22 protein-coding genes and 2 pseudogenes are annotated in these 22,966 nt (G+C 58.4%); 16 read left to right on the forward strand and 8 right to left on the reverse strand.

Going from position 1 to position 22,966, the window contains the following annotated elements:
- Genes ACP2YO_RS15795 through ACP2YO_RS15815 form a run of 5 tightly spaced genes read left to right on the forward strand, consistent with a single transcriptional unit; the run spans position 1 to position 4,384 of the window.
- Positions 1 to 840, forward strand: a complete 840-nt coding sequence (locus tag ACP2YO_RS15795) for a methyltransferase domain-containing protein (protein ID WP_426441658.1) — start codon at positions 1 to 3, stop codon at positions 838 to 840.
- Positions 837 to 1,406 (forward strand): acyltransferase, encoded by a 570-nt coding sequence (locus ACP2YO_RS15800; RefSeq protein ID WP_426441659.1) that lies wholly within the window; start codon positions 837 to 839, stop codon positions 1,404 to 1,406. Before ACP2YO_RS15795 ends, ACP2YO_RS15800 begins: the two co-directional genes overlap by 4 nt.
- On the forward strand, positions 1,396 to 2,247 hold the full coding sequence (locus ACP2YO_RS15805) for a class I SAM-dependent methyltransferase (RefSeq protein ID WP_426441660.1): 852 nt from the start codon (positions 1,396 to 1,398) through the stop codon (positions 2,245 to 2,247). The genes ACP2YO_RS15800 and ACP2YO_RS15805 overlap by 11 nt, the downstream gene beginning before the upstream one ends.
- Before the next feature lie 3 nt (positions 2,248 to 2,250).
- Positions 2,251 to 3,183 (forward strand): NAD-dependent epimerase/dehydratase family protein, encoded by a 933-nt coding sequence (locus ACP2YO_RS15810; RefSeq protein WP_426441661.1) that lies wholly within the window; start codon positions 2,251 to 2,253, stop codon positions 3,181 to 3,183.
- Positions 3,176 to 4,384 carry a glycosyltransferase family 4 protein gene (locus ACP2YO_RS15815; protein ID WP_426441662.1) on the forward strand — a complete coding sequence of 403 codons (1,209 nt, stop codon included), beginning with the start codon at positions 3,176 to 3,178 and terminating at the stop codon, positions 4,382 to 4,384. Before ACP2YO_RS15810 ends, ACP2YO_RS15815 begins: the two co-directional genes overlap by 8 nt.
- 495 nt (positions 4,385 to 4,879) lie before the next feature.
- Here the strand turns inward: ACP2YO_RS15815 and ACP2YO_RS15820 are convergent.
- A pseudogene (locus ACP2YO_RS15820) lies at positions 4,880 to 5,946 on the reverse strand (IS5 family transposase).
- Between the two features lie 93 nt (positions 5,947 to 6,039).
- Positions 6,040 to 6,989: pseudogene (locus ACP2YO_RS15825) on the reverse strand (IS630 family transposase).
- A 395-nt stretch (positions 6,990 to 7,384) separates the two neighbouring features.
- On the opposite strand from ACP2YO_RS15825, the gene ACP2YO_RS15830 reads away from it, so the two are divergent.
- The 3 genes from ACP2YO_RS15830 (at position 7,385) to tnpB (ACP2YO_RS15840) (ending at position 9,115) form a co-directional block, all read left to right on the forward strand.
- On the forward strand, positions 7,385 to 8,317 hold the full coding sequence (locus ACP2YO_RS15830; protein ID WP_426441663.1) for an NAD-dependent epimerase/dehydratase family protein: 933 nt from the start codon (positions 7,385 to 7,387) through the stop codon (positions 8,315 to 8,317).
- Positions 8,318 to 8,531: 214 nt separating this feature from the next.
- Positions 8,532 to 8,918, forward strand: coding sequence for a transposase (locus ACP2YO_RS15835; protein WP_426433795.1), 387 nt, complete (start codon positions 8,532 to 8,534; stop codon positions 8,916 to 8,918).
- Complete coding sequence (gene tnpB / locus ACP2YO_RS15840) at positions 8,915 to 9,115, forward strand: IS66 family insertion sequence element accessory protein TnpB (protein ID WP_426441664.1); 201 nt, start codon at positions 8,915 to 8,917, stop codon at positions 9,113 to 9,115. Before ACP2YO_RS15835 ends, tnpB (ACP2YO_RS15840) begins: the two co-directional genes overlap by 4 nt.
- A gap of 6 nt (positions 9,116 to 9,121) precedes the next feature.
- Here the strand turns inward: tnpB (ACP2YO_RS15840) and ACP2YO_RS15845 are convergent, their stop codons facing one another.
- From ACP2YO_RS15845 to ACP2YO_RS15860, 4 genes are all read right to left on the reverse strand, one after another.
- Positions 9,122 to 11,239, reverse strand: coding sequence for a recombinase family protein (locus tag ACP2YO_RS15845; RefSeq protein ID WP_426441665.1), 2,118 nt, complete (start codon positions 11,237 to 11,239; stop codon positions 9,122 to 9,124).
- Positions 11,236 to 11,511 (reverse strand): hypothetical protein, encoded by a 276-nt coding sequence (locus ACP2YO_RS15850; protein WP_038388924.1) that lies wholly within the window; start codon positions 11,509 to 11,511, stop codon positions 11,236 to 11,238. The genes ACP2YO_RS15845 and ACP2YO_RS15850 overlap by 4 nt, the downstream gene beginning before the upstream one ends.
- 29 nt (positions 11,512 to 11,540) lie before the next feature.
- Positions 11,541 to 12,005 (reverse strand): helix-turn-helix domain-containing protein, encoded by a 465-nt coding sequence (locus ACP2YO_RS15855; RefSeq protein ID WP_426437455.1) that lies wholly within the window; start codon positions 12,003 to 12,005, stop codon positions 11,541 to 11,543.
- Positions 12,006 to 12,125: 120 nt separating this feature from the next.
- Complete coding sequence (locus ACP2YO_RS15860; RefSeq protein ID WP_426443209.1) at positions 12,126 to 12,461, reverse strand: DUF5372 family protein; 336 nt, start codon at positions 12,459 to 12,461, stop codon at positions 12,126 to 12,128.
- Between the two features lie 17 nt (positions 12,462 to 12,478).
- Here ACP2YO_RS15860 and tnpB (ACP2YO_RS15865) point away from each other — a divergent pair, with 17 nt between their 5' ends.
- The 7 genes from tnpB (ACP2YO_RS15865) to ACP2YO_RS15895 all read left to right on the forward strand — a co-directional run bounded on the left by tnpB (ACP2YO_RS15865) (position 12,479) and on the right by ACP2YO_RS15895 (position 20,106).
- Positions 12,479 to 12,658, forward strand: a complete 180-nt coding sequence (gene tnpB / locus ACP2YO_RS15865; RefSeq protein ID WP_426441666.1) for an IS66 family insertion sequence element accessory protein TnpB — start codon at positions 12,479 to 12,481, stop codon at positions 12,656 to 12,658.
- A 73-nt stretch (positions 12,659 to 12,731) separates the two neighbouring features.
- On the forward strand, positions 12,732 to 14,336 hold the full coding sequence (gene tnpC, locus ACP2YO_RS15870; protein WP_426443210.1) for an IS66 family transposase: 1,605 nt from the start codon (positions 12,732 to 12,734) through the stop codon (positions 14,334 to 14,336).
- A gap of 342 nt (positions 14,337 to 14,678) precedes the next feature.
- The gene (locus ACP2YO_RS15875) at positions 14,679 to 15,983 is read left to right on the forward strand and encodes a hypothetical protein (protein WP_426441667.1); all 1,305 of its coding nucleotides are present in this window, start codon (positions 14,679 to 14,681) and stop codon (positions 15,981 to 15,983) included.
- A gap of 469 nt (positions 15,984 to 16,452) precedes the next feature.
- Positions 16,453 to 17,514: a Gfo/Idh/MocA family protein gene (locus ACP2YO_RS15880; RefSeq protein WP_426441668.1), complete on the forward strand. Its 1,062-nt coding sequence runs from the start codon at positions 16,453 to 16,455 to the stop codon at positions 17,512 to 17,514.
- Positions 17,511 to 17,978, forward strand: a complete 468-nt coding sequence (locus tag ACP2YO_RS15885) for an acyltransferase (protein WP_426441669.1) — start codon at positions 17,511 to 17,513, stop codon at positions 17,976 to 17,978. The genes ACP2YO_RS15880 and ACP2YO_RS15885 overlap by 4 nt, the downstream gene beginning before the upstream one ends.
- 9 nt (positions 17,979 to 17,987) lie before the next feature.
- Positions 17,988 to 19,088 carry a DegT/DnrJ/EryC1/StrS family aminotransferase gene (locus ACP2YO_RS15890; RefSeq protein WP_426441670.1) on the forward strand — a complete coding sequence of 367 codons (1,101 nt, stop codon included), beginning with the start codon at positions 17,988 to 17,990 and terminating at the stop codon, positions 19,086 to 19,088.
- Between the two features lie 112 nt (positions 19,089 to 19,200).
- A complete protein-coding gene (locus ACP2YO_RS15895; RefSeq protein ID WP_426441671.1) occupies positions 19,201 to 20,106 on the forward strand; it encodes a glycosyltransferase family 2 protein in 906 nt (301 codons plus the stop codon).
- A 40-nt stretch (positions 20,107 to 20,146) separates the two neighbouring features.
- Here ACP2YO_RS15895 and ACP2YO_RS15900 read toward each other — a convergent pair whose 3' ends face one another.
- Both ACP2YO_RS15900 and ACP2YO_RS15905 read right to left on the reverse strand, forming a co-directional pair.
- A complete protein-coding gene (locus ACP2YO_RS15900) occupies positions 20,147 to 20,914 on the reverse strand; it encodes an ABC transporter ATP-binding protein (RefSeq protein WP_426441672.1) in 768 nt (255 codons plus the stop codon).
- Positions 20,915 to 20,917: 3 nt separating this feature from the next.
- Positions 20,918 to 21,772, reverse strand: coding sequence for an ABC transporter permease (locus ACP2YO_RS15905; protein ID WP_426441673.1), 855 nt, complete (start codon positions 21,770 to 21,772; stop codon positions 20,918 to 20,920).
- A gap of 625 nt (positions 21,773 to 22,397) precedes the next feature.
- On the opposite strand from ACP2YO_RS15905, the gene rfbC reads away from it, so the two are divergent.
- A complete protein-coding gene (rfbC, locus tag ACP2YO_RS15910; protein ID WP_426443211.1) occupies positions 22,398 to 22,964 on the forward strand; it encodes a dTDP-4-dehydrorhamnose 3,5-epimerase in 567 nt (188 codons plus the stop codon).
- Positions 22,965 to 22,966: the final 2 nt, after the last annotated feature.

A 22,966-nucleotide genomic window follows, 5' to 3' on the forward strand; every position in this document is an offset into this window, starting at 1 on the left:
ATGTCTGCGGGTGACGTGATCCATCAGCTGAAATGGGCGGCCGACGGGCTTGCCGTGCCGCTGTTCAAGCTGCGGCCGCGGCCGTTCGGCCCGGGCTATCAGACGGTCAAGCGCGACACCATCACCTCGGCGATCGATGCAGGCCTGCTGAAGGCCGGACACGATCTGCCGCAGGGCTACGGCATCGCCATGGACGAACGTGTCGTCGAATATCCGTGGGTGTATGCCCGGCTCAACAAGGTCGGCAAGATGCTCGACGCCGGATCGACCTTCAACCACGACTTCCTACTGCAGCGCGCACCGTTGCGCGGCGCGGATCTCACCATCATGACGCTGGCGCCCGAGAAAAGGTGCTATTGGCGCGACGGCTATTCCTACGTGTTCGGTGATCTCAGGAAGACGCTGTTCGGCGATCATGTCTTCGACACGGTCGCCAGCATGTCGACGATCGAGCACATCGGCCTCGACAACCAGATGCTCTACACCGGTGATCCGCAGGATGCGGAGACCGACCGGGACGGCTTTGTTCCGGCGGTGCAGGAGTTCAAGCGCATTCTCAAGCCCGGCGGCGTTTGCTTCATCTCGGTGCCGTTCGGCAAGAGGGACAATCTCGGCTGGTATCAGGTGTTCGATCTTGCCATGGTCGAACGGATCATCGAGGCGTTCGGGCCGACGTCGTCTCATGTCGACTATTTCGGCTATGCGCGGAACGGCTGGTCGCGCCAGAGCGCGGCGGCGCTTGCGGATGCCAGCGTCCACGACGTCCATAGCGGCAAGGGACGGGGCGACGACCTCGCGGCATCGTCGCGCGCCGTGGCCTGCCTGCAGTTAACGGCGTGAATCTCGATTACCTGATCCAGCGCCTGATCGGCCGCGCGACCTGCCGGCTGCAGCCGGACGCGGTGCTCGGTCGCCACGCCCGGATCAGAAACATCCGCGGCGATGCCGACCGAATCGTCGTCGGCCGGAACAGCCGCATCCTGGGCGAGCTGCTGACATTCGCGCATGGCGGAGAGATCAGGATCGGCGAGTGGTGCTATGTCGGCGAGGGGACCCGGATCTGGTCGGCATCCTCCATCGAGATCGGAAACCGGGTCTTGATCTCGCATTCGGCGAATGTGTTCGACAATCTCACGCATCCGCTGCGGGCCGCGGAACGGCACCGGCAGGTCCGGGAGATCTTTACGCGCGGTCATCCGTCCGAGATCTCGCTTGACGAGAGCCCGGTCCGCATCGGCGATGATGCCTGGATCGGCGCCGGCGCGATGGTCATGCGCGGCGTCACGCTGGGGCAGGGCGCCATCGTCGCGGCCGGCGCGGTCGTGACGAAGGACGTCCCGGCGTTTTCGATCGTGGCGGGCAATCCGGCCGTGCTGGTGAGGGAGCTCGCGCCCGATGAACGATGAGCGCAAGTTCACGACCTGGGAGGATGCCGTGGTCTGGCTCCGCCACCAGCCGGACCAGTATCAGCTCGTGCTCGACGCGTTCTACGACGATCCCCTGATCGGCGCTGCGAAGCGCTATTTCAGGAGCACCGAATGGCAGGCGTTCGCTTCGCTGCTCGCCGGGTGGTCCGGAACAGCGCTCGACGTCGGCGCCGGACGCGGCATTGCGAGTTATGCGCTCGCCCGCAGCGGCTTCGCTGTGACCGCGCTCGAGCCGGATCCAAGCGCTATCGTAGGAGCGGCGGCGATCCGCGAGCTGGCGGCGCAGGCGGAACTGCCGATCCAGGTGGTCGAGGAGTTTTCCGAGCGGCTGCCGTTCGACGACGCGACCTTCGATCTGGTCTTTGCCCGCGCCGTGCTGCATCACACGCGCGACCTAGAGAGCGCGTGCCGCGAGATGTTCCGGGTGCTTCGGCCCGGCGGCACGCTGATCGCCGCGCGCGAGCACGTCATCAGCAAGGAAGCCGATCTCCCGCAATTCCTCGCGCAGCATCCGCTCCATCACCTCTACGGCGGCGAACATGCCTTTCTGCTTGATCGCTACACCGGCGCGCTGACGGCCGCCGGCTTCTTCCCGATCGACACGCTGACGCCGCTGCGGAGTCCGATCAACCTGTTCCCCTATACGCTTGAGACACTGAGAGCCGCCGTCGTGGCGAAGCTGACGCGGACGATTCCGGTGGGGCCGGTGTGGCGGACCGCACTCGCGTCGCGCTCCGTCTTTGCTTCACTGCTGTCGGTCGCGGAACGGTTCGACAATCGGCCGGGCCGACTCTATTCGTTCGTCTGTCACAAGGCTTGAGCCATGTTGATCTGGGTCACCGGTGCGAACGGGTTCATCGGCCGCCATCTCGTCCGCGAATTGGCCGTTGCCGGCCATGTGATCCACGGGGTCGGCCACGGGGCACTCGATGACGCGGAAGCGCGCCGACTTGGTTTGCAGAGCTGGATCAACGGCGAGATCGACGCGGCCAATCTCAATGCGCTTGCGGCCGCGCACGGGCTGCCGTCGCTTGTGTTCCATCTGGCCGGCGGATCGTCGGTCGGCCTGTCGATCGAGCGGCCGTTCGAGGATTTCTCCCGTACCGTCGCGAGCACGGCCCGGTTGCTCGAATGGTTGCGCGGCTTCGCGCCGAACAGCCCGCTGGTCGCGGCGTCGAGTGCGGCGGTCTACGGGGCCGACCACGCCGGTCCGATCCCGGAGAGCGCGGTGCCGGCTCCGATGTCGCCCTATGGTCAGCACAAGCTGATGATGGAGCAATTGTGCCGGAGCTACGCCCACTCGTTTGGCATTCGCTGTGCCGTGGTGCGGCTGTTCTCGGTCTATGGACCCAACCTGCGGAAGCAGTTGCTCTGGGACATCTGTTCGCGGCTGAAGGCACAACCGGAGGAACTGCGTCTCGGCGGAACGGGCGGCGAAATCCGCGATTGGACTGACGTCCGCGATGTCGCTAGATTGCTGGTCGGCCTCGCTGAACCATCGCCGCAATACACATTCCGCGCCATCAATGGCGGCTCAGGTAGGGGCACTAGCGTCACTGACATCGCGGAGGCAATCATCCGGCACTGGGGATCTAACACGGCCGTGCATTACTCCAGCGTCGCGCGGCCCGGCGATCCAGCGAGCCTGTTGGCGGACGATAATATCTTACGCTGTACCGGGTTCAATTGGCGGATTCCACTGGACCGCGGCATTGCCGACTACGTGGCGTGGTTTAAGAGGCAGACGCGTGGCTGAGCTAGCACCGTTGCGGGTCGCTTTTATCAACGTTCCGCGTCGCCTCTGGGCCGGAGGACACAACTATCAGCGCAATCTCTTTTTGGTCTTGAACCGACATCAGCCGGGCGCAATCTCTCCGGTGCTTTTTGCCGGGCTGAATGAGAGCTCGGACGAGATCGCTGCCTTCTCCAACATTCCCGACGTAGAGGTGGTGCGTTCGCACGCTTTTGACCGTCACGTTGCGGGGTTGCTGGGCGCGTTGGCTTTGGGGATCGACTACGCGGCCGCCGCAGAATTTCGCGACCGGCGTATCGACCTAGTGTTCGAATCCGCTCGCTTCTTCGGCTGGCGCCTGCCGGTTCCGACGATCGCGTGGTTCCCCGATTTCCAACATAGACGCCTGCCGCATCTCTTCTCGACGGCGGCATGGCTTCGACGCGATCTCGGCTTCAGGATCCAGATCGCCTCTGGTCGCCATATCATGCTAAGCAGTGTCAGCGGGCTGAAGGACCTGCGCCGATTCTATCCGAACCCGAAAAACGATGTGTCGGTGATCCGGTTCGCTACGGAACCGCCCTCGGCAATGCTGGGTGCGAACCCTGCTGACGTTCTTGCGAACTATAAATTACCGTCCAGGTACTTTTATCTGCCCAATCAATTTTGGCGGCACAAAAACCACTACGTCGTCATCGATGCGCTTGCCATACTGAAGCAGCGTGGATTCGATCCGGTGGTCGCAGCGTCCGGCAGCACGGAGGATCCGCGCGAACCCGGCTATTTCGAAAGCGCGATGGAGCAGGTCAAGGCGCGCGGCCTCGACACAAATTTCCGCCACCTAGGGTTGATTCCGCTGGCTCACGTCTATGCGCTGCTGCGCGCATCGATGGCGCTGATCAATCCGTCTCAGTTCGAGGGATGGAGCACGACGGTGGAGGAGGCTAAATCGTTCGGCGTCCCGTTGATCTTGTCTGACATTGACGTTCATCGCGAGCAGACTGCAGGCTCGGCGCGTTATTTTGGCGAGAAGGAGTCCGCGGTTCTCGCTAGCCATATGTCGGAGATGTTGAATTGTGTAGGGCCTGTGGTTGCTCGAAATCTTCGAGTGAACCTCGACGAAGATGTTAGGGCGTTTGCTTCGAACTTTGTTAGCCTTGCACGGGAAGCAGTCGCCTCAGCCAGCCAAGACCGGTGGCGCCGAGATATTTCCAGCGTACAATAAATCGAGGCCCCTTTGGCTGTGCCCGGACATCGCTCGGAATGGAGAAGGTGCAACTGGGACGATGTCAAGCTGCGCGCAAGGCGCAGCCGGCTGATACAATCGGTGTAGCCGCGAGTAGCGATAATTGTCGCAATCTATAGTTGTTGAATGCGCGATTCAAGCCCTTGCCGGACCGTAGACCCTCGGCTCTACGATTTATCACTTGAGGATATTGTTCCCACCGGGGTGAGAAACTCACCGGATTATGCAGCGAGAGCGCTCGAGCACATCTGCCTTGAGCGGCGGGGCATGCGTGTTGTTGGAGAGTGGCGATGCGCTGCGTCAACTGGCTGCTGACCGTGCGATCCAGGCTGCCAAGTTGGAGAACAGGCTTGTACTACCCCGGCCACTCGTTGCGCCACGGTCTAGCAGGCTGTTGAAGAAGTCTTTGAACGACGTGCGATGAATGGGATATCGTCGCCGTTGAGGAGGCAGATTTCACCTTCGAGTGAGCCGTCATCCCGTAGTTCGGCCCAGCCGGACGAAGACGGCATCCACGCGGTCGCGGCCTCGCAGCTTGACCTTGGCCAAGCCGGCGGAACTCTTGATCCAGCCGAAGACTTCTTCGATGCGTTTGCGGCAACGCTGGGTGATGTCATAGCCGCTGTGACGTGTGGTATGCGCATCGATCGCCGTCTTGCGCCGCTTGCCGGTCTTACTCAGATGTCCGTCGATCGCGATGTGCGGGGTAACCAATCTAACTCTCAAGTCGTGCACGAACTGCGTGACGTCATAGGCCTTGTCCGCCCCCAAGGTGATCCGCTTCGCGCATCCGCGCCTGTCGATCATCGCAAGCGCAATCTCCCGTTCGGCGGTGCCCGTCGCTTGGCTCACTCCACCCAAAATCGCTAAACCATTGCGGTTCTCCATCAGCGCATGGCCCATATAGCTCAGCTTGGCCGGCTGGCCGTCACCTTCTTGTAGAGCCGGGCCTCGGAATCGGTCGTGCTCGCATGGGTCTCGTTGGATCGCTTATCCTTGTGGAAACTGCGCTCGGCATTGCGTCCCGGACCGCCCCGGTCTTCGTCGCTGCCATCCTTCCTCCGGAAGCTCTTGATCGAAGCCCAGGCTTCAATCAGCGTACCATCCACCGAGAAGTGATCGCTCGATAGCAGGCGCTTGACCTTCGGCTGCGCCAAAAGCGCATTTAAGAACTTGGCCGCAATCTCGCCTTCAAGCAGCCGGTCGCGGTTCTTCGAGAAAGTCGAATGGTCCCAAACCGCATCGTCCACCCCAAGCCCGACAAACCAGCGGAACAGAAGATCGAATTCCATCCGTTCCATCAGATGCCGTTCCGAGCGAACCCCGTAGAACGCCTGTAGGAGCATCGCCCGAAGCAACTTCTCCGGTGCAATCGAAGGGCGGCCGAAGTCCGTGTAGAGCTTGCCGAACTCCCCAGAAAGATCGCCCAGCGCCGCATTCGCCAAGTTCCGGATCATCCGTAGCGGGTGGTCGGCGCGAACCCGAGCCTCCAGGTCAACATAACTGAAAAGCGAGCCAGACCGTTCGTCACTTCCCCGCATCGCGCCACCCCAGCAAAATCCTGATCCTAGGGAATCACGATCCAAAACGCTTCGCCAGAGACTTCTTCAACAGCCTGCTAGAGCAGATTCTGATCAGGCGCGATCATAGCCGGCTGCGGCGAAGAAGTTCAGACAGTCTTCGGCAGTGAGGGCAGCAATGGCAGCGGCGATCGCGCTGACCAGGGTCTCGATTGATCTGGCAGGGGCCTTTTGAAGGGCGGCTTTGAGCTTGGCGAAGGCATTTCGATCGGATTGAGGTCGGGCGAGTAAGGCGGCAGATAGAGGAGCCGGGCGCTCGCGGCCTCGATTGCGATGCCGACCCCGGCCCGCTTGTGTGCTGCGAGATTGTCCATCACGACGATGTCGCCCGGTTTGAGCGTCGGCACGAGAACTTGCGTCACGTAAGCCTCAAACGCCAAGCCATCCATGGGACCGTCGAGGACCATCGGCGCAGTCATCCCGCTCGCCCTGAGCGCGCCGACGAAGGTCGTCGTCTTCCAATGACCGTGCGGCAGCGCTGCGACACAGCGCTGGCCATAGGGCGAACGACCATAGAGCCGCGCCATCTTGGTGGAGGCTCCCGTCTCATCGATGAACACCAGCCGTTGGATGTCGATTTCAGGCTGCCATGCCTTCCACGCCGCACGTTCAGCGGCCACGTCTGGTCGATCCTGCTCGCTGGCGTGCGATGTTTTTTGAACGTGATGTTGCGGCGATCGAAGAACCGCCAGACCACGCTCGGCACGAAGCGTTCCCCATGCGCTTTGAACAAATGGTCAGCGATCTCGGCCAGTGTCATGTCAGGCGTAACCTCGACCAGAGCGAGGATCTCCGCAGCATGACCCTAGATCCGAGCTGAACGCCGGTCTCCGCCCTGCGCTCCTGCTTTCACAGGCGCCGGTGCTTCGCCACTCGCTGACCAGGTCAATTGCTGTCGACGGCGCCACGCCGAACCGGCCGGCGGCGCCTCGACAGCTCATGCCCTCGTCTTCCACGGCCCGAATGATGCGAAGCCGAAGGTCCGGCGAGAGTGGTTTGGCCATGCGGGCTGGCCTCCACTACCAGCCCCCATGATGAATACGATTTGCCCCGCAGGAATCCCTTCCGATTCCGCTGGATCGGAAAATGCTCTAGCAGCGTTCGGAAAGCTATGATGAGCTCCTTTGGTATCGAGTCTGGGATATAGATTCGCGTTGGGCTGACAGGGGGCAGCGATGTCAGCCGGATCCGAGATTCGACAAAGTACAATCCTGACATGAATGCTCAAGTTAGCCCGTGGGGAGACTTTCTTGGTTCTTTCCTGAAATCATGCGATATTGAGTTGCTAGCCACCATCTCAAAGGCTGCGATGCGGGCTGGTTAGCGCTATCGTCTGGTCGCGATCGGCCCAAAACGGAATTGCTAACGTGTGCAAGCGGCTCGCTATCGTGCTCAAACCATGAACAATCGAATTGCCCTGCTTACTGGCGCAACCGGGTTTATTGGCCGGCATCTCGTACCAGTCTTGCAACGGGAAGGCTGGAAAGTACGATGTGCAGTACGGGCCACCAAGGCAAGAGAAGATGAAGTGATAGTCGGACCCATTGGTCCTTCGACCGACTGGTCCGAGGCTGTCCGAGGAGTTCAAGCTGTCGTTCATTTGGCCGCGCGCGTACATCGCGTTAGTGAGGAAGGCGAGATTGATCTCTATCGAACAATCAATACCGAGGGTACCCTAAAGCTCGCGCGCTGCGCTGCACAAGCTGGTGCTAAGCGGTTTGTCTTCGTCAGCACCATGCTGGTCAATGGTAGCTGTTCTGATGGAAGGGAGCCGTTCCGCGAAAGCGATCAGATCGCACCACGTGGCGTTTACGGTGCATCAAAGGCAGCTGCTGAACTTGGATTGTTCGGTATGTCTGCCCAACTGTCCATGAAGATTGTGATCATTCGTCCGCCATTGGTTTATGGACACGGCGCTGCCGGCAATTTTGGACTTCTGGTACGAGCAATTCAGTCGGGCGTGCCTCTGCCGTTTGGTTTGATTTCCAATCGTCGGGCATTCGTAGGCGCACAAAATCTGTCATCTTTCATAGCAAATCGACTTTCATTTCACGATAGTCCATATGATGTCTTTTTTGTCGCTGACAAAGAGCAAGTCTCAACACCAGAATTTATCGAGAGAATTGCGCAAGCCATGAATAGGAGAGCCCCCCTCTTTCCATTTCCGATCAGGGCTTTGGAGTTGTTCTTGCGAGCTAGCGGTCGGCCGAGGATTCGCGACAGCTTAGTCGGTAACCTAGAGGTTGATCTTTCAAAACTTGACGAGACCGGATGGAGGCCCGAGCTAAGCCTAGACGAGGGCCTTGCAAGGGCTATTGGGAAGCTCGCTTGAGTAAGCCCAAGAGGGGTCGTTGGGTTCCGCAGCGCTTCCCATAGGCATTTTTATTGTGCGCGCCGTCCGTGGTCGCAATATCCTAAGGCAGATTACCCAGTCCGGCTCGCCGCGTTCGGTTTGTAAGCGTGTAGGTCATCCCACGTAGCGGATGATGTTCGATTGTCAGAGAATCTCCTGGTGATTTGTCCTAGGAGTTCATGAGAGCGAACATATGTCTGATACCAAGAATTTCGAAGTTATCACAGCGGCGGCCGAGCGGCTTTCGGTGAGTCCCGGGCGGAGCTACCGCACCTGGTCGCGGGAGGAGAAGGATCGCATCGTCGGGGAAACGTTTGCGCCGGGGGCGAACGTGTCGGCGATAGCGCGCTGTCATGGGATCGATCCATCGCAGTTGTTTGCGTGGCGACGCAAGGCGCTGGCCTCGGGAATGGTGGCGCCGCTCTCTGGGGCGCGAGACCGAGCGGTTAAGTTCGCGCGCTTTGAGACCATGGCGGGGGAGATGGTGGAAATCGTCATCGGCGATGTCGTGGTGCGCGTTGGTGGAGATGTGGAGGCGGGGCGGCTTGCTGCTGTGATCCGGGCGGTTCGGCAGGCATGATCCCGGCGGGTGTTCAGGTTTACGTGGCCAGCACGCCGGTCGACTTCCGCAAGGGAGCCACGGGTTTGATGGCGCTGGTTCGAGATGGTGGGGCCGACCCCTTCAGCGGAGCACTGTACGTGTTCCGTTCGAAAAGGGCGGATCGGATCAAGGCGGTTTGGTGGGACGGCAGCGGGGTATGCCTGTTTGCCAACTAATTGGCTTCATACTACAGCCCTTTCTTTGGGATCGGTGCATTTTGATGAGTTGAGCTGACGAATGATCTCAGCGCGGTGGGCAAGCTGATTCCATCGGCTGCATTGCTTGGCCGGAACGTGCGGTCCTGGCGGTTCATAGAGGCCGATATAGCCATTGTAGGCATGTCTTTTCACGATGCCGTATTTCGCCCATCTGACCAGGGTACTTTCGGTGATGCCGAGTTTGGCGCAGGCCTCCGCTTTTGTCAGCATCCCCCGTTCGCGCAGCCGATCATAGCGAGAGCGCAGACCATATTGTTTAACAAGATAGATGACCCGCAAATCAGTGAACTTCGCGTCGGCTTTAGCACGGCGTGCTGAGCCGCCGGGGCGGATCCCTCGGTCATTCAGGATGTCAGCGATTTCGGCGCAGATATGATCGTCGAGAAGCTTGTCGACCAGTTCGACCACCTCGGACCGGGTCTTTACCTGTTGTGCGGAGGATTTTGGGTTCTGAGTGGTCAATGTTTCGGTCTTTCCGCCTTTGAAGCGGATGTGGATCCGGGTCTCTCCCTCGGCCGGGAACTTGAGCAAGGTGACGTCTTCGACGAGATAGGCAAGGAGCCGCTTGCGTTCGCGGTTCGGCAAGGTCCGATCACACCAGACTGTTTTGAAGTCGGCCGTCATGGCGATCAATCGATCCCGGATCGCATCGTCGAGCGTCACCCGATCTTCGCACAGAGCACGTTCTCTTTCTTCTCGCACATCAGCCAGCACGCGCAGTTTTTCGTTCCATTCGCGTTCAAGAGTGTCCGCAACCAGGCGGTTGTTCGGATCAACCAGCATGAACCGCCGCTGTGCAAGATCGGCATCGATCTGGGCGCGTTCGACGGCACGGAGCCGGAGTTTGTCCGCTTCGTCATGACGCGCTTCGATCTCTTTTCGGATCTCCAATGCTAACTCCACGGCGGCAGGCGTCATTTCGGCGGCGATCAATTCGCCGACCGCTTCGTCGACAGGCCAGCCTGCGATCGACTGACAGTGGGGTTCGCCGCGAGAGGCGTAAGCGCGGTGACAGACATACCAGGTGTCCACCTGGCCGCGTCGGGCCGCGTAACGGGCGCTCATATGACTGCCGCAACGCCCGCATATGACACGCCCTTGTAGTAAAGCCGCGCCTTCGCGCGGTGGCGAAGCGCGAACGGCTTGATAACCTTGGCCATTGGCCTCGAGTACCTTGAGGTTGTGCTGGAACTGCTCCCAGCTGATATAGCCGGGATGGGCGTCCGGAATGCAGGCGAGCCATTCCTTGGGGTCCCGTTTGCGGAGCTGCTTCTTTCCATCGACGGTCCGGCGGTAAAGGCGCTGGCCATAGGCATAGACACCCGCGTAACGAGGATTGTGCAGCATGCGCATGGCGGTCGATGTGGTCAGCTGTTGGAAGACCACTTGTTTGCCGTTGCGCAGACGTGAGGGGAAGAGCAGACCTTCCCTGGTGAACGTCTTGACGGTCTGCGTAGCCGACCCGACCCGCGAGAACGTCTCGAAGAAGTGGGAGATCATCTCCCGGATCTGAGCGTCCGGATCGAGAACGACATCGCCAATCTCATCATAGATAAAGCCGGTCGGCAGAGGGCAACGATATTCACCACGACGCACCTTGTTGAGGATGCCGCCGCGTAATCGGGCCTTGATAACATGCAGTTCAGCTTCGCTCATCGTGCCCTTGAGCCCGAGCAACAGGCGGTCATTGAAGTTGGCCGGGTCGTACACGCCGTCTTCATCGAGGATAAGCGTGTCAGCCAAGGCGCATATCTCTAGCAGTCGGTGCCAGTCTGCATTGTTTCTGGCGAGGCGGGATACCTCCAGCCCCATGACGATCCCCGCGCGCCCCATGCCGACATCGGACACCAAGTGCTGGAAGCCTTCGCGCCATGACGCAGATGCGCCGGATACGCCCTGGTCGCTGTCGATGACGATGATCTGGTCGTCGCGCCATCCAAGTCCGATCGCGCGACCGCGAAGATCGTATTGACGCTTGGTGCTTTCGACGTTCTCCATGACCTGTCGCATCGACGACTGCCGGATGTAGAGATAGGCGCTCCGCTCGAGATGATGCGATTGGACCTTGAGCTTTTCGTTCATGCTGTTTTCCGTTCAGGGGTTGCCATCACGATGGCGGCGAGCAAGTGGATGATTGTGTGTCGCTCGGAAGTTTCGTCCGCGATGGGCAGGCCAGCCCTCAGCGGCACGGCAATGGGTTGGCGCCGGCAAGGCTCACGCAAAATCGCACGCGTCCACGCCCACATGCCGCGGTGTAGAAGGATGGTAAGGCCGCTGCGCGCCTCCGGCGGCAAAACGGCGCCGAGCGCGGCTGCGCGCAGTATTTCGTATTGTTCGGTGGCGTTGGACGACATCGTGCAATGCGGTCCCGGGCCACGATTGGTCACGCTGTTTTTTTTACGCCGAGCGCACGTTCGATTGTTCTGGGATGGATATCGAGGCCGAACTCGGTCCGAAGCTGGTTTGCCAGTGCGCGCGCCCGAATGGGTTCGCCGGGCTCCACCTGTGCCTTGAGGAAGGCCAGTACGTCGCCTTGGATCTTGTGTGGCCCGCGCGGTCCGCGTTTCCTGGGCACCAGACCGGCCAGACCCGCGTCCTCGAAGTCCGCTTTGGCCTGGTAGAAAGTTGGCCGAGAGACGCCATATTCGTCGGACACCTCCGTTACCGACATTTTGTCGACCGATACGCGCCGCAGCATTTCGTACTTCACTTGCACGATGTCTCGCGGGTCGAAGAAGTCGTTCTCCTGGAATTTCGGGTCGCCGACTTTCTCCGGAGCCGGATTGAGCACCCCATCCGCGGCCAGAGCGCTGACCTTCGATCGCTTGTGTTTGACGCCGTCCGACACCTGCGTCGCTCTCCAAGGTCGACTCAATAAACGTAACTATTAATATGCCGCACAAGACTAAATGGTCAAGCACCACGCTGCCGCCTAATGGTGTATTTGAGATCTACAAATAGGCAACATTTAGCGAAGCGTCCATGGGCTTTGCGGCGTTATTTCGCTTACATTTCCGGCAAAATTTACTTTACAGCCTTTCGGCGTCATGCACCTGCCTTGCAACATGAGGCGCTCTACAAGGCCGCTGAGAGCCAGTAGATCGGCGAGACTGCACAGTGCGCGCCCATCTCCCACCACCCCCTCGAGATTGGGGCCTGCTGCATCGGTCCATTGCGGCGGAACAGAGCAAATTCGGCCATCGTCAAAGCGCAGCAGCAACAGCTTGCCCGCTCGGTTGCCACGCCTCCCGACGCAGGCACCTCTCTGGCCGGAATACGGATGAAAGGGATGGCTCACCGTCACAAGCTGCAACGGGACTGATGAACCGCTTGCATTTCCAACTGAGTTACAAGACTCTCGAGGAGTCAAAGTTCTGCTGGCCGAGGATTGCGCCGACCCGGGTGCAGCTGAACCATGCGCAGTTGCTCGCGCTGATTGACGGGCTGGACTGGACGAAGGTGCGTCCGGTGGTTGTGAAGCGCCCAGAAACGGTAGGCTGACAAGCTGCGGCGAATTGAATCAGGGTGCTGAAAAGTTTGGAAGAGTGGCGGCGACTCTGCTGTGATGGCGACGATGACGACGCCCGTTACAGAGCTCCCGACGACGCTTGCCGAAGCCCACGCGCTGATCGTCGCCTTGGCGGAAGAGCGGGCGGCGATCGAGGCCGAGAACAGCCGCATTGCCGCTGCAAACACCGATCTTACGGCGATCAACAAGGCCGCCGATGCGCGGATCGTGGAGCTGACGGCGATCGTCAAAATGCTGGAGCGCACGCTTTACGGCACGCGCTCGGAACGCTTGCGCAGCGACAAGCTGAGCACGGAGCAGATCGCCTTCGTGTTCGAGGAGATTGAGACCGGCGTGTCGGCGGTTGAAGCCGAACTGGCCAAGGCTGGCGGCAAGGACATGCCGAAACGCGTGCCGCGGCCGCGCAAGGAGTTCGGGGCGCATCTGGAGCGGGTGGAGATCGTCATCGAGCCGGAGGTTCCTGCCGGGTGCGAGGGGCTGGAGAAGGTGCTGATCGGCGAGGACGTGTCGAAGCGGCTGGATGTGACGCCGGCGAAGTTCCGCGTGATCGTCACGCGCCGCCCGAAATACGCCTATCGCAACCGCGACGGCGTGGTACAGGCGCCAGCGCCTGCCCATTTGATCGAGAGCGGCCTTCCGACTGAAGCGCTTCTGGCCCAGATTGCCGTCTCCAAATATGCGGACGGGCTGCCGCTTTACCGGCAGGAAGCGATCTACGCCCGCGATCGGGTCGAGCTGGACCGCTCGTTGATGGCGCAGTGGATGGGCAAGGTCGGCTTCGAATTGCAGCCGCTGGCCGACTATGTGCTGGAAAAGGTCAAGCAAGGCGAACGGATCTTCGCCGATGAGACGACCCTGCCAACGCTCGCTCCCGGATCCGGCAAGACGCAAAAGGCCTGGCTGTGGGCTTATGCCCGTGACGACCGGCCGTTTGGCGGCATCGGTCCACCGATGGTCGCTTATCGCTTCGAGGACAGCCGTGGCGGCGAATGCGTCGAGCGCCATCTGGCAGGCTTTGCTGGCATCCTCCAGGTCGATGGCTATGCCGCCTATAATCGGCTCGCCAGGTCGGCGGGCGCCAACGAGGGAGTGCGGCTTGCAGCGTGCTTTGCCCACGTCAGGAGACGGTTCTACGAGCTTCACGTCAACGAGAGCTCGCGCCTGGCGACACAGACCGTCACCACCATGGTCGAGCTGTGGGAGATCGAGGCCGATATCCGCGGCCAGGATCCTGAGACGCGGCTGAATGCGCGCCAGCAAAGGTCCGCCCCCATCGTTGCGGCGCTGTTCGATCTGTGGGAGAAGGAGCTGCCGCGTCTGTCCGGCAAATCCAAGCTCGCCGAGGCGATCCGCTATGCCACATCCAGACGCGCCGCACTCGAGCGCTTTCTGAGCGACGGTCGTATCGAGATCGACTCCAATATCGTCGAGCGGACCATCAGACCCCAGGCAATCACAAGAAAAAATGCGCTCTTCGCGGGTAGCCCTGGTGGCGGCCGCTCCTGGGCGACCATCGCTACGCTTCTGCAGACCGCCAAAATGAACGACGTCGATCCACTCGCCTGGCTCACGCAAACGCTCGAGCGCATCGCGAACCGGTGGCCGATCACTCAGATCGATGCCCTCATGCCGTGGAACTTCAGAGCCTGAACGGCTTCGGCTACACGCTTACTTCGGTTTGCCAAATTTTGACGCTGCTCCAACAACGCGCCTCTGATGGCTATGGCAGGTAACTAACGTGCCCTCAATTTGGCGGTAAACAGACGAGTTCTCTTCGTAGTTCGGGCATCGGGGACGTCCAATTTACGGAACTCATGCGACGCTGACTATCCACGATTGAGGAGATCCCGCTCCTGTCTTAGTCTGAGATGACGCGATCCTTAAACTACCCAATTTGGAGCTCGGCCCGCATGTTGCGTCCAAAACTGTTGCCTCTCACGTAAGGGCCCGCATTTGGAATATACATCCCCTCCTTTCCGCCGAATTTGTAGTGTGTTGCTCGTCGCGCACATTGGAATTTGCTGCATTTCTTTGATTGCGCTCGCGACCACTGCTGCGTCGAATCCATTCGATCCTGCTGTCTTTCACATATTGTTTCTTCCTCAGCGGTTAGTGGTTGCTGTCACGGTTGTTGCGGCATTCGCGCTGATTGCCATTTGGTTTGTGTATGCGCCGGCTACAATTGGCTACTACATAGGGATTTATCTTTATTCGATGGTCCTGAGCTATCTCTGGCTCAACTGCTTCAGTGATCTCGACTACAACCATATCCTGTCCGGATCATCTGCTTTCTTGTCGTGTATGTTGTTCCTACTGCCGGTACTGTTTGTGGCTCGTCCGTTTTCGATCGATGTTCGGCTCTCCTTGGCTGCTTTTGACAGGCTGTTGGTTCTGTTGCTTTGTTCTGCAGCAATCGTCATCTTCGCTGGAGCGAGTTACAGTTTTAGCTTTGTATCGATCGACGAAATGGCCGCGGCTCGAGAGAGTTTGGCAACGCCCAAGGTGCTTAACTATTTCCTAGCAATAACAATGAGTGCCGTCCTTCCATTTACCTTCGCGGGCCTCGTAGCGCGGCAGAACTATTGGCTTGCTGCGGTCGCGATAACCTTACAGTTTTTTCTCTATCCGATAACGCTTAGCAAGCTCGCGCTGTTTGCGCCGTTCTGGCTTATTGCCCTTCTTTTGCTTACGAAAGCCTTTGAGTTTCGGCTCGCTTCGATTCTTTCGCTTCTGCTACCTATGCTCCTAGCACTCCTTGCGGCACTCATGATCGGACGCAAGGCAGAATTGCCGTTCTCGGTCGTCAATTTTCGTATGATTGCCGTGCCTGCTGTAGGGCTCGATATATATAATGATTTCTTTTCGAGGCACGAGCTCACACACTTTTGTCAGGTCTCTATCGCAAAAGCCTCCTTGGGTTGCACCTATGATGTGCAGCTCTCTATTATAATGCACCAATACTACCATCTCGGTAATTTTAACGCCTCCCTATTTGCTACCGAAGGTATAGCCTCGGTAGGGCCATGGCTTGCTCCTCTTGTCGGTTTTGGATGTGGCTTTGTCGTTGCTATTGGAAATCGAGTGTCGGTGGATCTTTCTCCGAGATTCGTATTGCTTTCTGGAGCCGTGCTTCCACAAATCCTTCTCAACGTTCCCCTGACGGTGGCACTTGTCACCGGCGGCATGGGGCTGCTTTATCTGCTCTGGCTCGTTACGCCACGCGCGCTACATTTCAGTCAGGATTCTAGTTCGTCAGATGCACCTTTAAAAGAGGTGCCAACGCAGCAAATTAAGTGAGTCCCCGCGTGAGGAATGAAGGCCCGAAGCGCTGGAGGGGACGTTGACCGGGCCGTGCTGCCGACGGCGTCCGGTCTGGCGGCCCGCGGCGGTGGCAACACGTGAATGAGGAGGGATCTGCGGTTGTTGCTGGGTGGTTACTCCGGGGTGTGTCGGGGCAGGAACACGCGCGGTATGTAGGTGCTAGGATTTCACACGGTGGCTGAGAGGGCCGTTAATATTAGATTCGAGGCAGATCGATAGAGGTCGTGGCATTATATGCCGTTGATAATGCGTTAAAATCATGTGATAGGTCTTATGCTGGTTGACTGCGATTTCGAGGGGGCGATTGGTTGGTCCGCGCTGGCCGAACGGCCAATGAATAGCTCGCGCCTTCGATGACGGAGGAACACATATTCATGTAGAGTCGACTGGCATTGCTAGCGTTGCGCTGTCGTCGGACGCATGTTACCCACATCAGAGGCTCTGGATGATCAAATTTGGCCTGCTGGGATGCGGACGTATCTCCAAGCGTCACTCCGATCTGTTGGGCGGCAATCATATCGAGGGCGCAAGCCTCGTCGCAGTCTGCGATTCTACTCCCGCACGGGCCGATGCACTCGCAGCGAAATTTGGCGTTCCGGCAACCTACGAGATTGACGACCTTCTCGCCCGGAAGGATATCGACGCTGTGGCTGTCCTCACTCCGAGTGGCATGCATCCCGAGCACGTGATTGCCTGCGCCAGGGCTGGTAAACACGTCGTCGTGGAGAAGCCGATGGCGCTCCGCTTACAGGACGCTGACGAGATGATTCGCGCTTGTGATGAAGCGGGAGTGAAGATGTTCATCGTTAAGCAAAATCGGTTCAACGTCCCGATCATGAAAGCGCGCGAAGCTCTGGAATCTGGTCGGTTTGGTCGCCTGATCCTCGGCACTGTGAGGGTTCGCTGGTGTCGCGATCAAGCCTATTATGATCAGGATTCCTGGCGTGGAACCTGGGCCCACGACGGTGGCGTGCTAACCAACCAGGCAAGTCACCATATCGATCTGCTGGAATGGTTTTTCGGCGATGTCATCAGCGTTCATGCTCGTGCGACAACGGCGCTCGCAAAGATCGAGACAGAGGATACCGCTGTAGCCACATTGAAGTTTAGGAGTGGTGCCCTGGGCATTATCGAGGCGACTACTGCCACGCGTCCGCACGATCTGGAAGGTTCCCTGTCGATTCTCGGCGAGAAGGGGGTTGTCGAGATCGCGGGTTTCGCCGTGAACCAGATCAGGCATTGGCGCTTTGTCGATGAGACCCCTTTTGACAAGGACGTGGTCGAGAAGTTCTCAGTCAACCCTCCGGATATCTACGGCTTCGGTCATCGGGCTTACTACCAGCATGTGGTCGATTGCTTGATCAACCAGCGCGCTGCGCTCGTCGACGGTCTCGAGGGTCGCAAGAGCCTGGAGCTGATTTCTGCGCTTTACGAAGGGATCGAAACCGGCGAGGAAGTCGCCCTGCGTTTCATGCCGCGGTCGAGCCGGCTAGGGGGCGTTTCGTGAACAATCCGGAGCTTCTCCAGGCAGGCGTCTGCGATGTCGAGTTCGGCCTTCGTACCAAAGTGATCGAACCTTGCAATCTCTACGGCTGCAAGATCGGCGACGACTGTTTCATCGGACCGTTCACCGAAATTCAAAAAGGCGTCGTTGTCGGTGCGCGTACGCGGGTGCAGTCGCATACGATGGTTTGCGAACTGGTTACGATCGGCGAGGATTGCTTCATCGGTCACGGCGTAATGTTTGTGAATGATACGTTCTCGATCGGCGGTCCAGCGGGAGGCAAACGGAATCTGTGGCGCGAAACTCACGTCGGAAATCGCGTTTCAGTCGGCTCTAATGCCACGATCATGCCTGTGAATATCGTCGATGACGTTGTGATCGGTGCGGGATCGGTAGTCACGCGCGACATTGTCACGCCAGGCACGTATGCTGGCAACCCGGCGCGCCGTCTGCTCTCGGGTAGATAGGTCATCTCTATGTCCGTACCGTTCGTCGAACTAACATCGCAGTATCAGAACATCAAACGTGAAATTGATGACGCAATCGCGTCCGTGATCCGCGACAATGCTTTCATTCGCGGCGCCTATGTTGATGATTTCGAGCGCGCCTTTGCCGCCGCTGCTGAAGTCAAGCATTGCGTATCCTGCGCGAACGGCTCCGACGCCCTGTATCTCGCAATTGCCGCGATGCGGCCGAAGCCGGGCGACGAGGTCATCACGTCAGCACATTCCTGGATCTCGACTGCGGCAATGATCACGCACGCCGGGGCTAGCGTCGTATTCTGCGACACCGATGGCGCGACATTCACAATCGACCCGGCGGGAATCGAGGCAGCGATAACCCCGCGCACCGTCGGCATTGTCCCGGTTCATCTCTACGGGCAGCCAGCCGATATGAGCGCCATCATGGCGGTTGCGAAGAAACATGGCCTATGGGTCATCGAGGACTGCGCGCAGGCGCACCTTGCTCGTTACAAGGGACGTATGGTTGGAACGTTCGGTGCAGCGGCGACCTATTCGTTCTATCCCGGTAAAAATCTCGGCGCTATGGGGGACGCCGGCGCGGTTGTTACGAACGACGATGCGCTGGCTGAGCACATGACGATGCTGGCGCGCCATGGCGGTCTTGTAAAACACCAGCACCGGATTGAAGGCATCAACAGCCGGCTCGACGGCATGCAGGCGGCAATTCTATCGGCGAAACTGCCTTATCTATCGGGCTGGACTGAGGCCCGACAGCGGGTTGCGGGGAGATATGACGACGGGCTCAATCAAATTCCGGATCTTGCCGTTCCGAGTATCGCCGCTGGCCGCAGTCACGTTTATCACCTCTATACTATCCGGCACCCGCGCCGCGATGCGCTCGCTTTGTATCTGAGCACTCGCGGAGTGCAATCCGCGATCAACTACCCGACGGCGCTCCCATTCGTGCCCGCCTACAAGCGACTCAATTGTCGTCCCGAGCAGTTTCCAAATGCGTTCGGTGATCAAGGCCAGATTTTGTCGTTGCCGATGTTCGCAGAAATCACACAGGCGCAGCAGAGCGAAGTGATCGAGCTTGTGCGCGGATTCTCGTGAACAAGGGGCATTCGCTTCACCAAAATTTGCTGTTAGAAAGCCGGCACCTTTGCCGTCGCCGACGATGCTTAGCTGAAAGTGGCTGATGCCGCCTGGGAATCCGAAAATTGTCGTGCTGCTCGCGACCTTCAATGGCGCCGAGCATATCCGAGAGCAATTGGATTCCATTGCGACCCAGTCCCACGAAAATTGGGAGCTCATTGTTTCGGACGATGGCTCCGCCGATCGAACCGTCGAGATCGTAGAGAAATTTGCGTGCTCGGTGCCTCAGAGCGTTCATTTGGTGGAAGGTCCCCAAAAAGGATTCTGGCGGAATTTTCTATCTTTGGCCAAGCACGCTGGATTGCTCGACGCTGAGCTATATGCATTTTGCGATCAAGACGACATTTGGTTGCGCGATAAGCTGGAGAGGGCGGCAAGATGGTTTTCGAAGGGGGCTTCCGATTCGCCGCGGCTTTATTTCACCAGAACCGAGTTGATCGAGGAGAACGGTCGACCTGCAGGGCTCTCACCGCTGTTTCGACGCAAGCCGAGCTTTCAGAACGCGCTGGTGCAAAACATCGGTGGCGGAAACACAATGGTCATGAACAAGGCGGCCAGCCTCCTGCTCGCCCAGGTTCCCGACGACGTTACGTTGATTGCGCATGATTGGTGGACGTACCAGATTGTAACCGGGGCAGGCGGGACGGCGTTTTACGATTCTGTGCCGAGCCTGAAGTATCGGCAACATGGAAAAAACTTGATCGGATCGAACAGGGGCTTTTCTGCAAGGTTATTTAGGGCGGTCGCGTTCGCGAGCCAGCGGATGAGACACTGGAATGAAGTAAATACAGCGACGCTGAACGGTATGCGCGGATTGTTGTGCCAACCGGCACTCTCAGTTCTCGATGATTTTACGGTGGCGCGCCGAAGTAAGCTGCCGAAGAATATCTACCTGCTTGTCCGATCGGGCGTATACCGACAGGGTTTCCTGGAAACGATCGGACTTTATCTTGGAGCGATTCTGGGGTTGATCTAACCGTCTACCAAGCGCGTACTACGCATTATTCTCAATCGTCTCAGCTGGAGTATGCCTCCAGTACAGCATTGATGTCACCCGCCATCCGAATTCTTCCTTGTTCCATCCAGATTGCTCTGGTGCACCATCGTCTGCAAATCTCGACGTTGTGTGAAGCCAGCACCAACACGTTCGCACGCTCCACAAATGATTCAACTCGGTGCTGCGCCTTGGTGAGAAATCCGGCGTCGCCGGCCATGATCCACTCATCCATCAACAGGATTTCGGGCGAAAAGCATGTCGCGACACCAAACGTAAGCCGCGTGACCATGCCGGAAGAATATGTGCGGACCGGAATATCCAAATAATCGCCGAGTTCCGTAAACTCCGCGATACCCGGCAAATAGCCTTCGATTTCGCTGGCACTTAGGCCCAACAACATTCCGCGCATCCGGATATTGTCGTATCCGCTCAACTCGCCGTCGATGCCGAGGGAAATGTCGAAGAGCGGCGATATGCGGCCGTAAGAGGTAATGAAACCGACACTTGGTTCGTAGATGCCAGCCATGAGGCGCAGCAGCGTCGTCTTTCCCGCGCCATTGCTACCCACGAGGGCGACGCGATCGCCTGCTACCAGAGACGTAGAGAAATCCCTCAAGGCTTCGACGGTAACTCGGTGGCTTGCGTCTGTGGCAAGCTGTCCGCCCGTTCCGCGAAACAATAGATGCTTCTTTAAAGAGCGAGATCCGCTTTGATAAACAGGAAAGGAGACACTCACGTTCTCGATCGTGATCCGCGGCAAGTTAGAGAGATTGTCGGATGTCAGCATCAGTTAGACCCAGTAGGCGATCCGAGCGCGAAAGCGCACGAATAACGCACCTGCGACGGCAACATTTATGAGGGTGATGATTGCGACCGCGGCCCAATTCGACAATGTCGGCAGGGTTCCCAAGAGCGGAGCTCGCACGATTTCCAGCAGGTGATAGAACGGATTCCATTCCACGATGAAGGCGTGGTCTTTCAGGGAATTGGGCTTCCAGATCACGGGAGTCAGGAAAAACACGATCTGCACCACCGAGCTGATCAGCTGCGGAATGTCACGAAAGCGCGCGGAAACGATCCCGATTGACAAGCTCACGACCGTTCCATTGAATACAACGACCATCAACGCCGGTATTGCGACAATCGCAATGGCTCCTGGCCATATTCGGAAATACGCAATGGTGGCGAAGTAGATGATGACGTTGTGCGCGAATATGATCAATTTAGACCAACTTGCTCGATAGGCGTAGATCGAAAAGGGAAGGCTGATTTGCTTGATATACGCTTCAGAGCCCGTAAACAGCGTTCCGCTTTCGGTCAGGTAGCCTGATATCAAGCTCCAGACCAGGATGCCGACACAGAAAAAGGGCAGAAAGTCGTCGATAGCTTGCTTGAAGAGCTTCCCGTAGAGCACACCCAGTGCTGCGACCATGATCCCCATACTGACCGTCAGCCAGAACGGGCCTAATATTGAACGTCGGTAACGCTGTCGAATGTCATTCCAGCCGAGACGGCCCCACAGCCTCCAAAGCAACAGGCCGGATACAACGTCTGCGCGAGCGGCCGAAAGCTTGGAGCGATCTGTTGTCCGCACCACTGTCGCTTTTCTCGCCAGCATATGCTCGGTTTCGATAGTTGCGCTCATATCCCAAAAGTTCCTTGGCTGGCGGCGTTTAAGCAGGTCTGTAGCTGGAAATCAAAGCATTTAGCCGGCCGAGAAGATTGGACTCTGGCGATAGTGTAGCCTGGTGCAGTAAAGCCATCCGCGCGCGTGCCCTGAAATAGGGCCGCAACGGCCGGACGACGAAGGATTACCGGCGCCAGAATTGCGACTCACCGAAGCGGCTGAAGAACCGCCGATGAGCGACCAGACAATAGACCCATGCATGGAAGAGCCCCCGGTTCATCGTGCGAGATGATGATCGTACCACGTGAAGCAGCCGAGACAGGACCGTGACCTTCAGCCCGGTGTCGCTGCGGAACTGCAGCCAGTTCGCGATGACGGCACGGGGCATGCACGTCATACGTCGCCCATCAGCTCTTCAGCTCTTCAGGCACAGCGGGTGGAGAACCTGACCCGAGGTTTTGCTCGGCTGATCGAGGCGTAGACGATGGCAATTCGAGGCGAAGTACGCAGTGGCATGGGATTGTTGCAAATAGATTCCATCCCCATGTAATATGTCGAAAATTTCTCCTAGGAAGTCAAAAGGTTGATGGGTAATTTGAGATGCGATCTGGAACTTGTGCAGCAGAGAAAAGAATGGTCCTCGATGATCTTTGAGCGCTTAGCGATCCCTGCCGTAGTCTTGATCGCGCCGAATAAGCATTCGGATCCGAGGGGGTTTTTCTCAGAAACGTTTCGCGCTGATGCCTTCAGCTCGAACGCGGCGGATGGGCTCGTCTTCGTGCAGGACAACCATGTCAAGTCTTCCCAGCGGGGTGTGCTTCGCGGGCTGCATTTTCAATTGCCTCCCCGCGCGCAAGGCAAGCTGGTGAGATGCGCGCGTGGCGCCATCTTGGACGTTGCGGTCGACGTAAGATCAGGCTCACCAACCTATGGGGATCATGTCGCCGTCGAACTTTCGGCCGAAAACTGGAAGCAACTCTGGATTCCACCCGGCTTTGCTCATGGTTACGTGACGTTGGAAGACCGGTGCGAAGTGATCTACAAGGTCACGGACTACTACTCTCCGGAATGCGATCGCGGCATCGCGTGGGACGATCCCATGCTGTCTATCAATTGGCAGCTCCCGAAGTCTGAGATCATTTTATCGCAGAAGGACAAGAACCAGCCGAGACTGGCAGAGATGCCGGCTTCATTCCACTTCGTCGATTAAAG

This window comes from Bradyrhizobium genosp. P (assembly GCF_049949265.1).
Classification (GTDB): domain Bacteria; phylum Pseudomonadota; class Alphaproteobacteria; order Rhizobiales; family Xanthobacteraceae; genus Bradyrhizobium.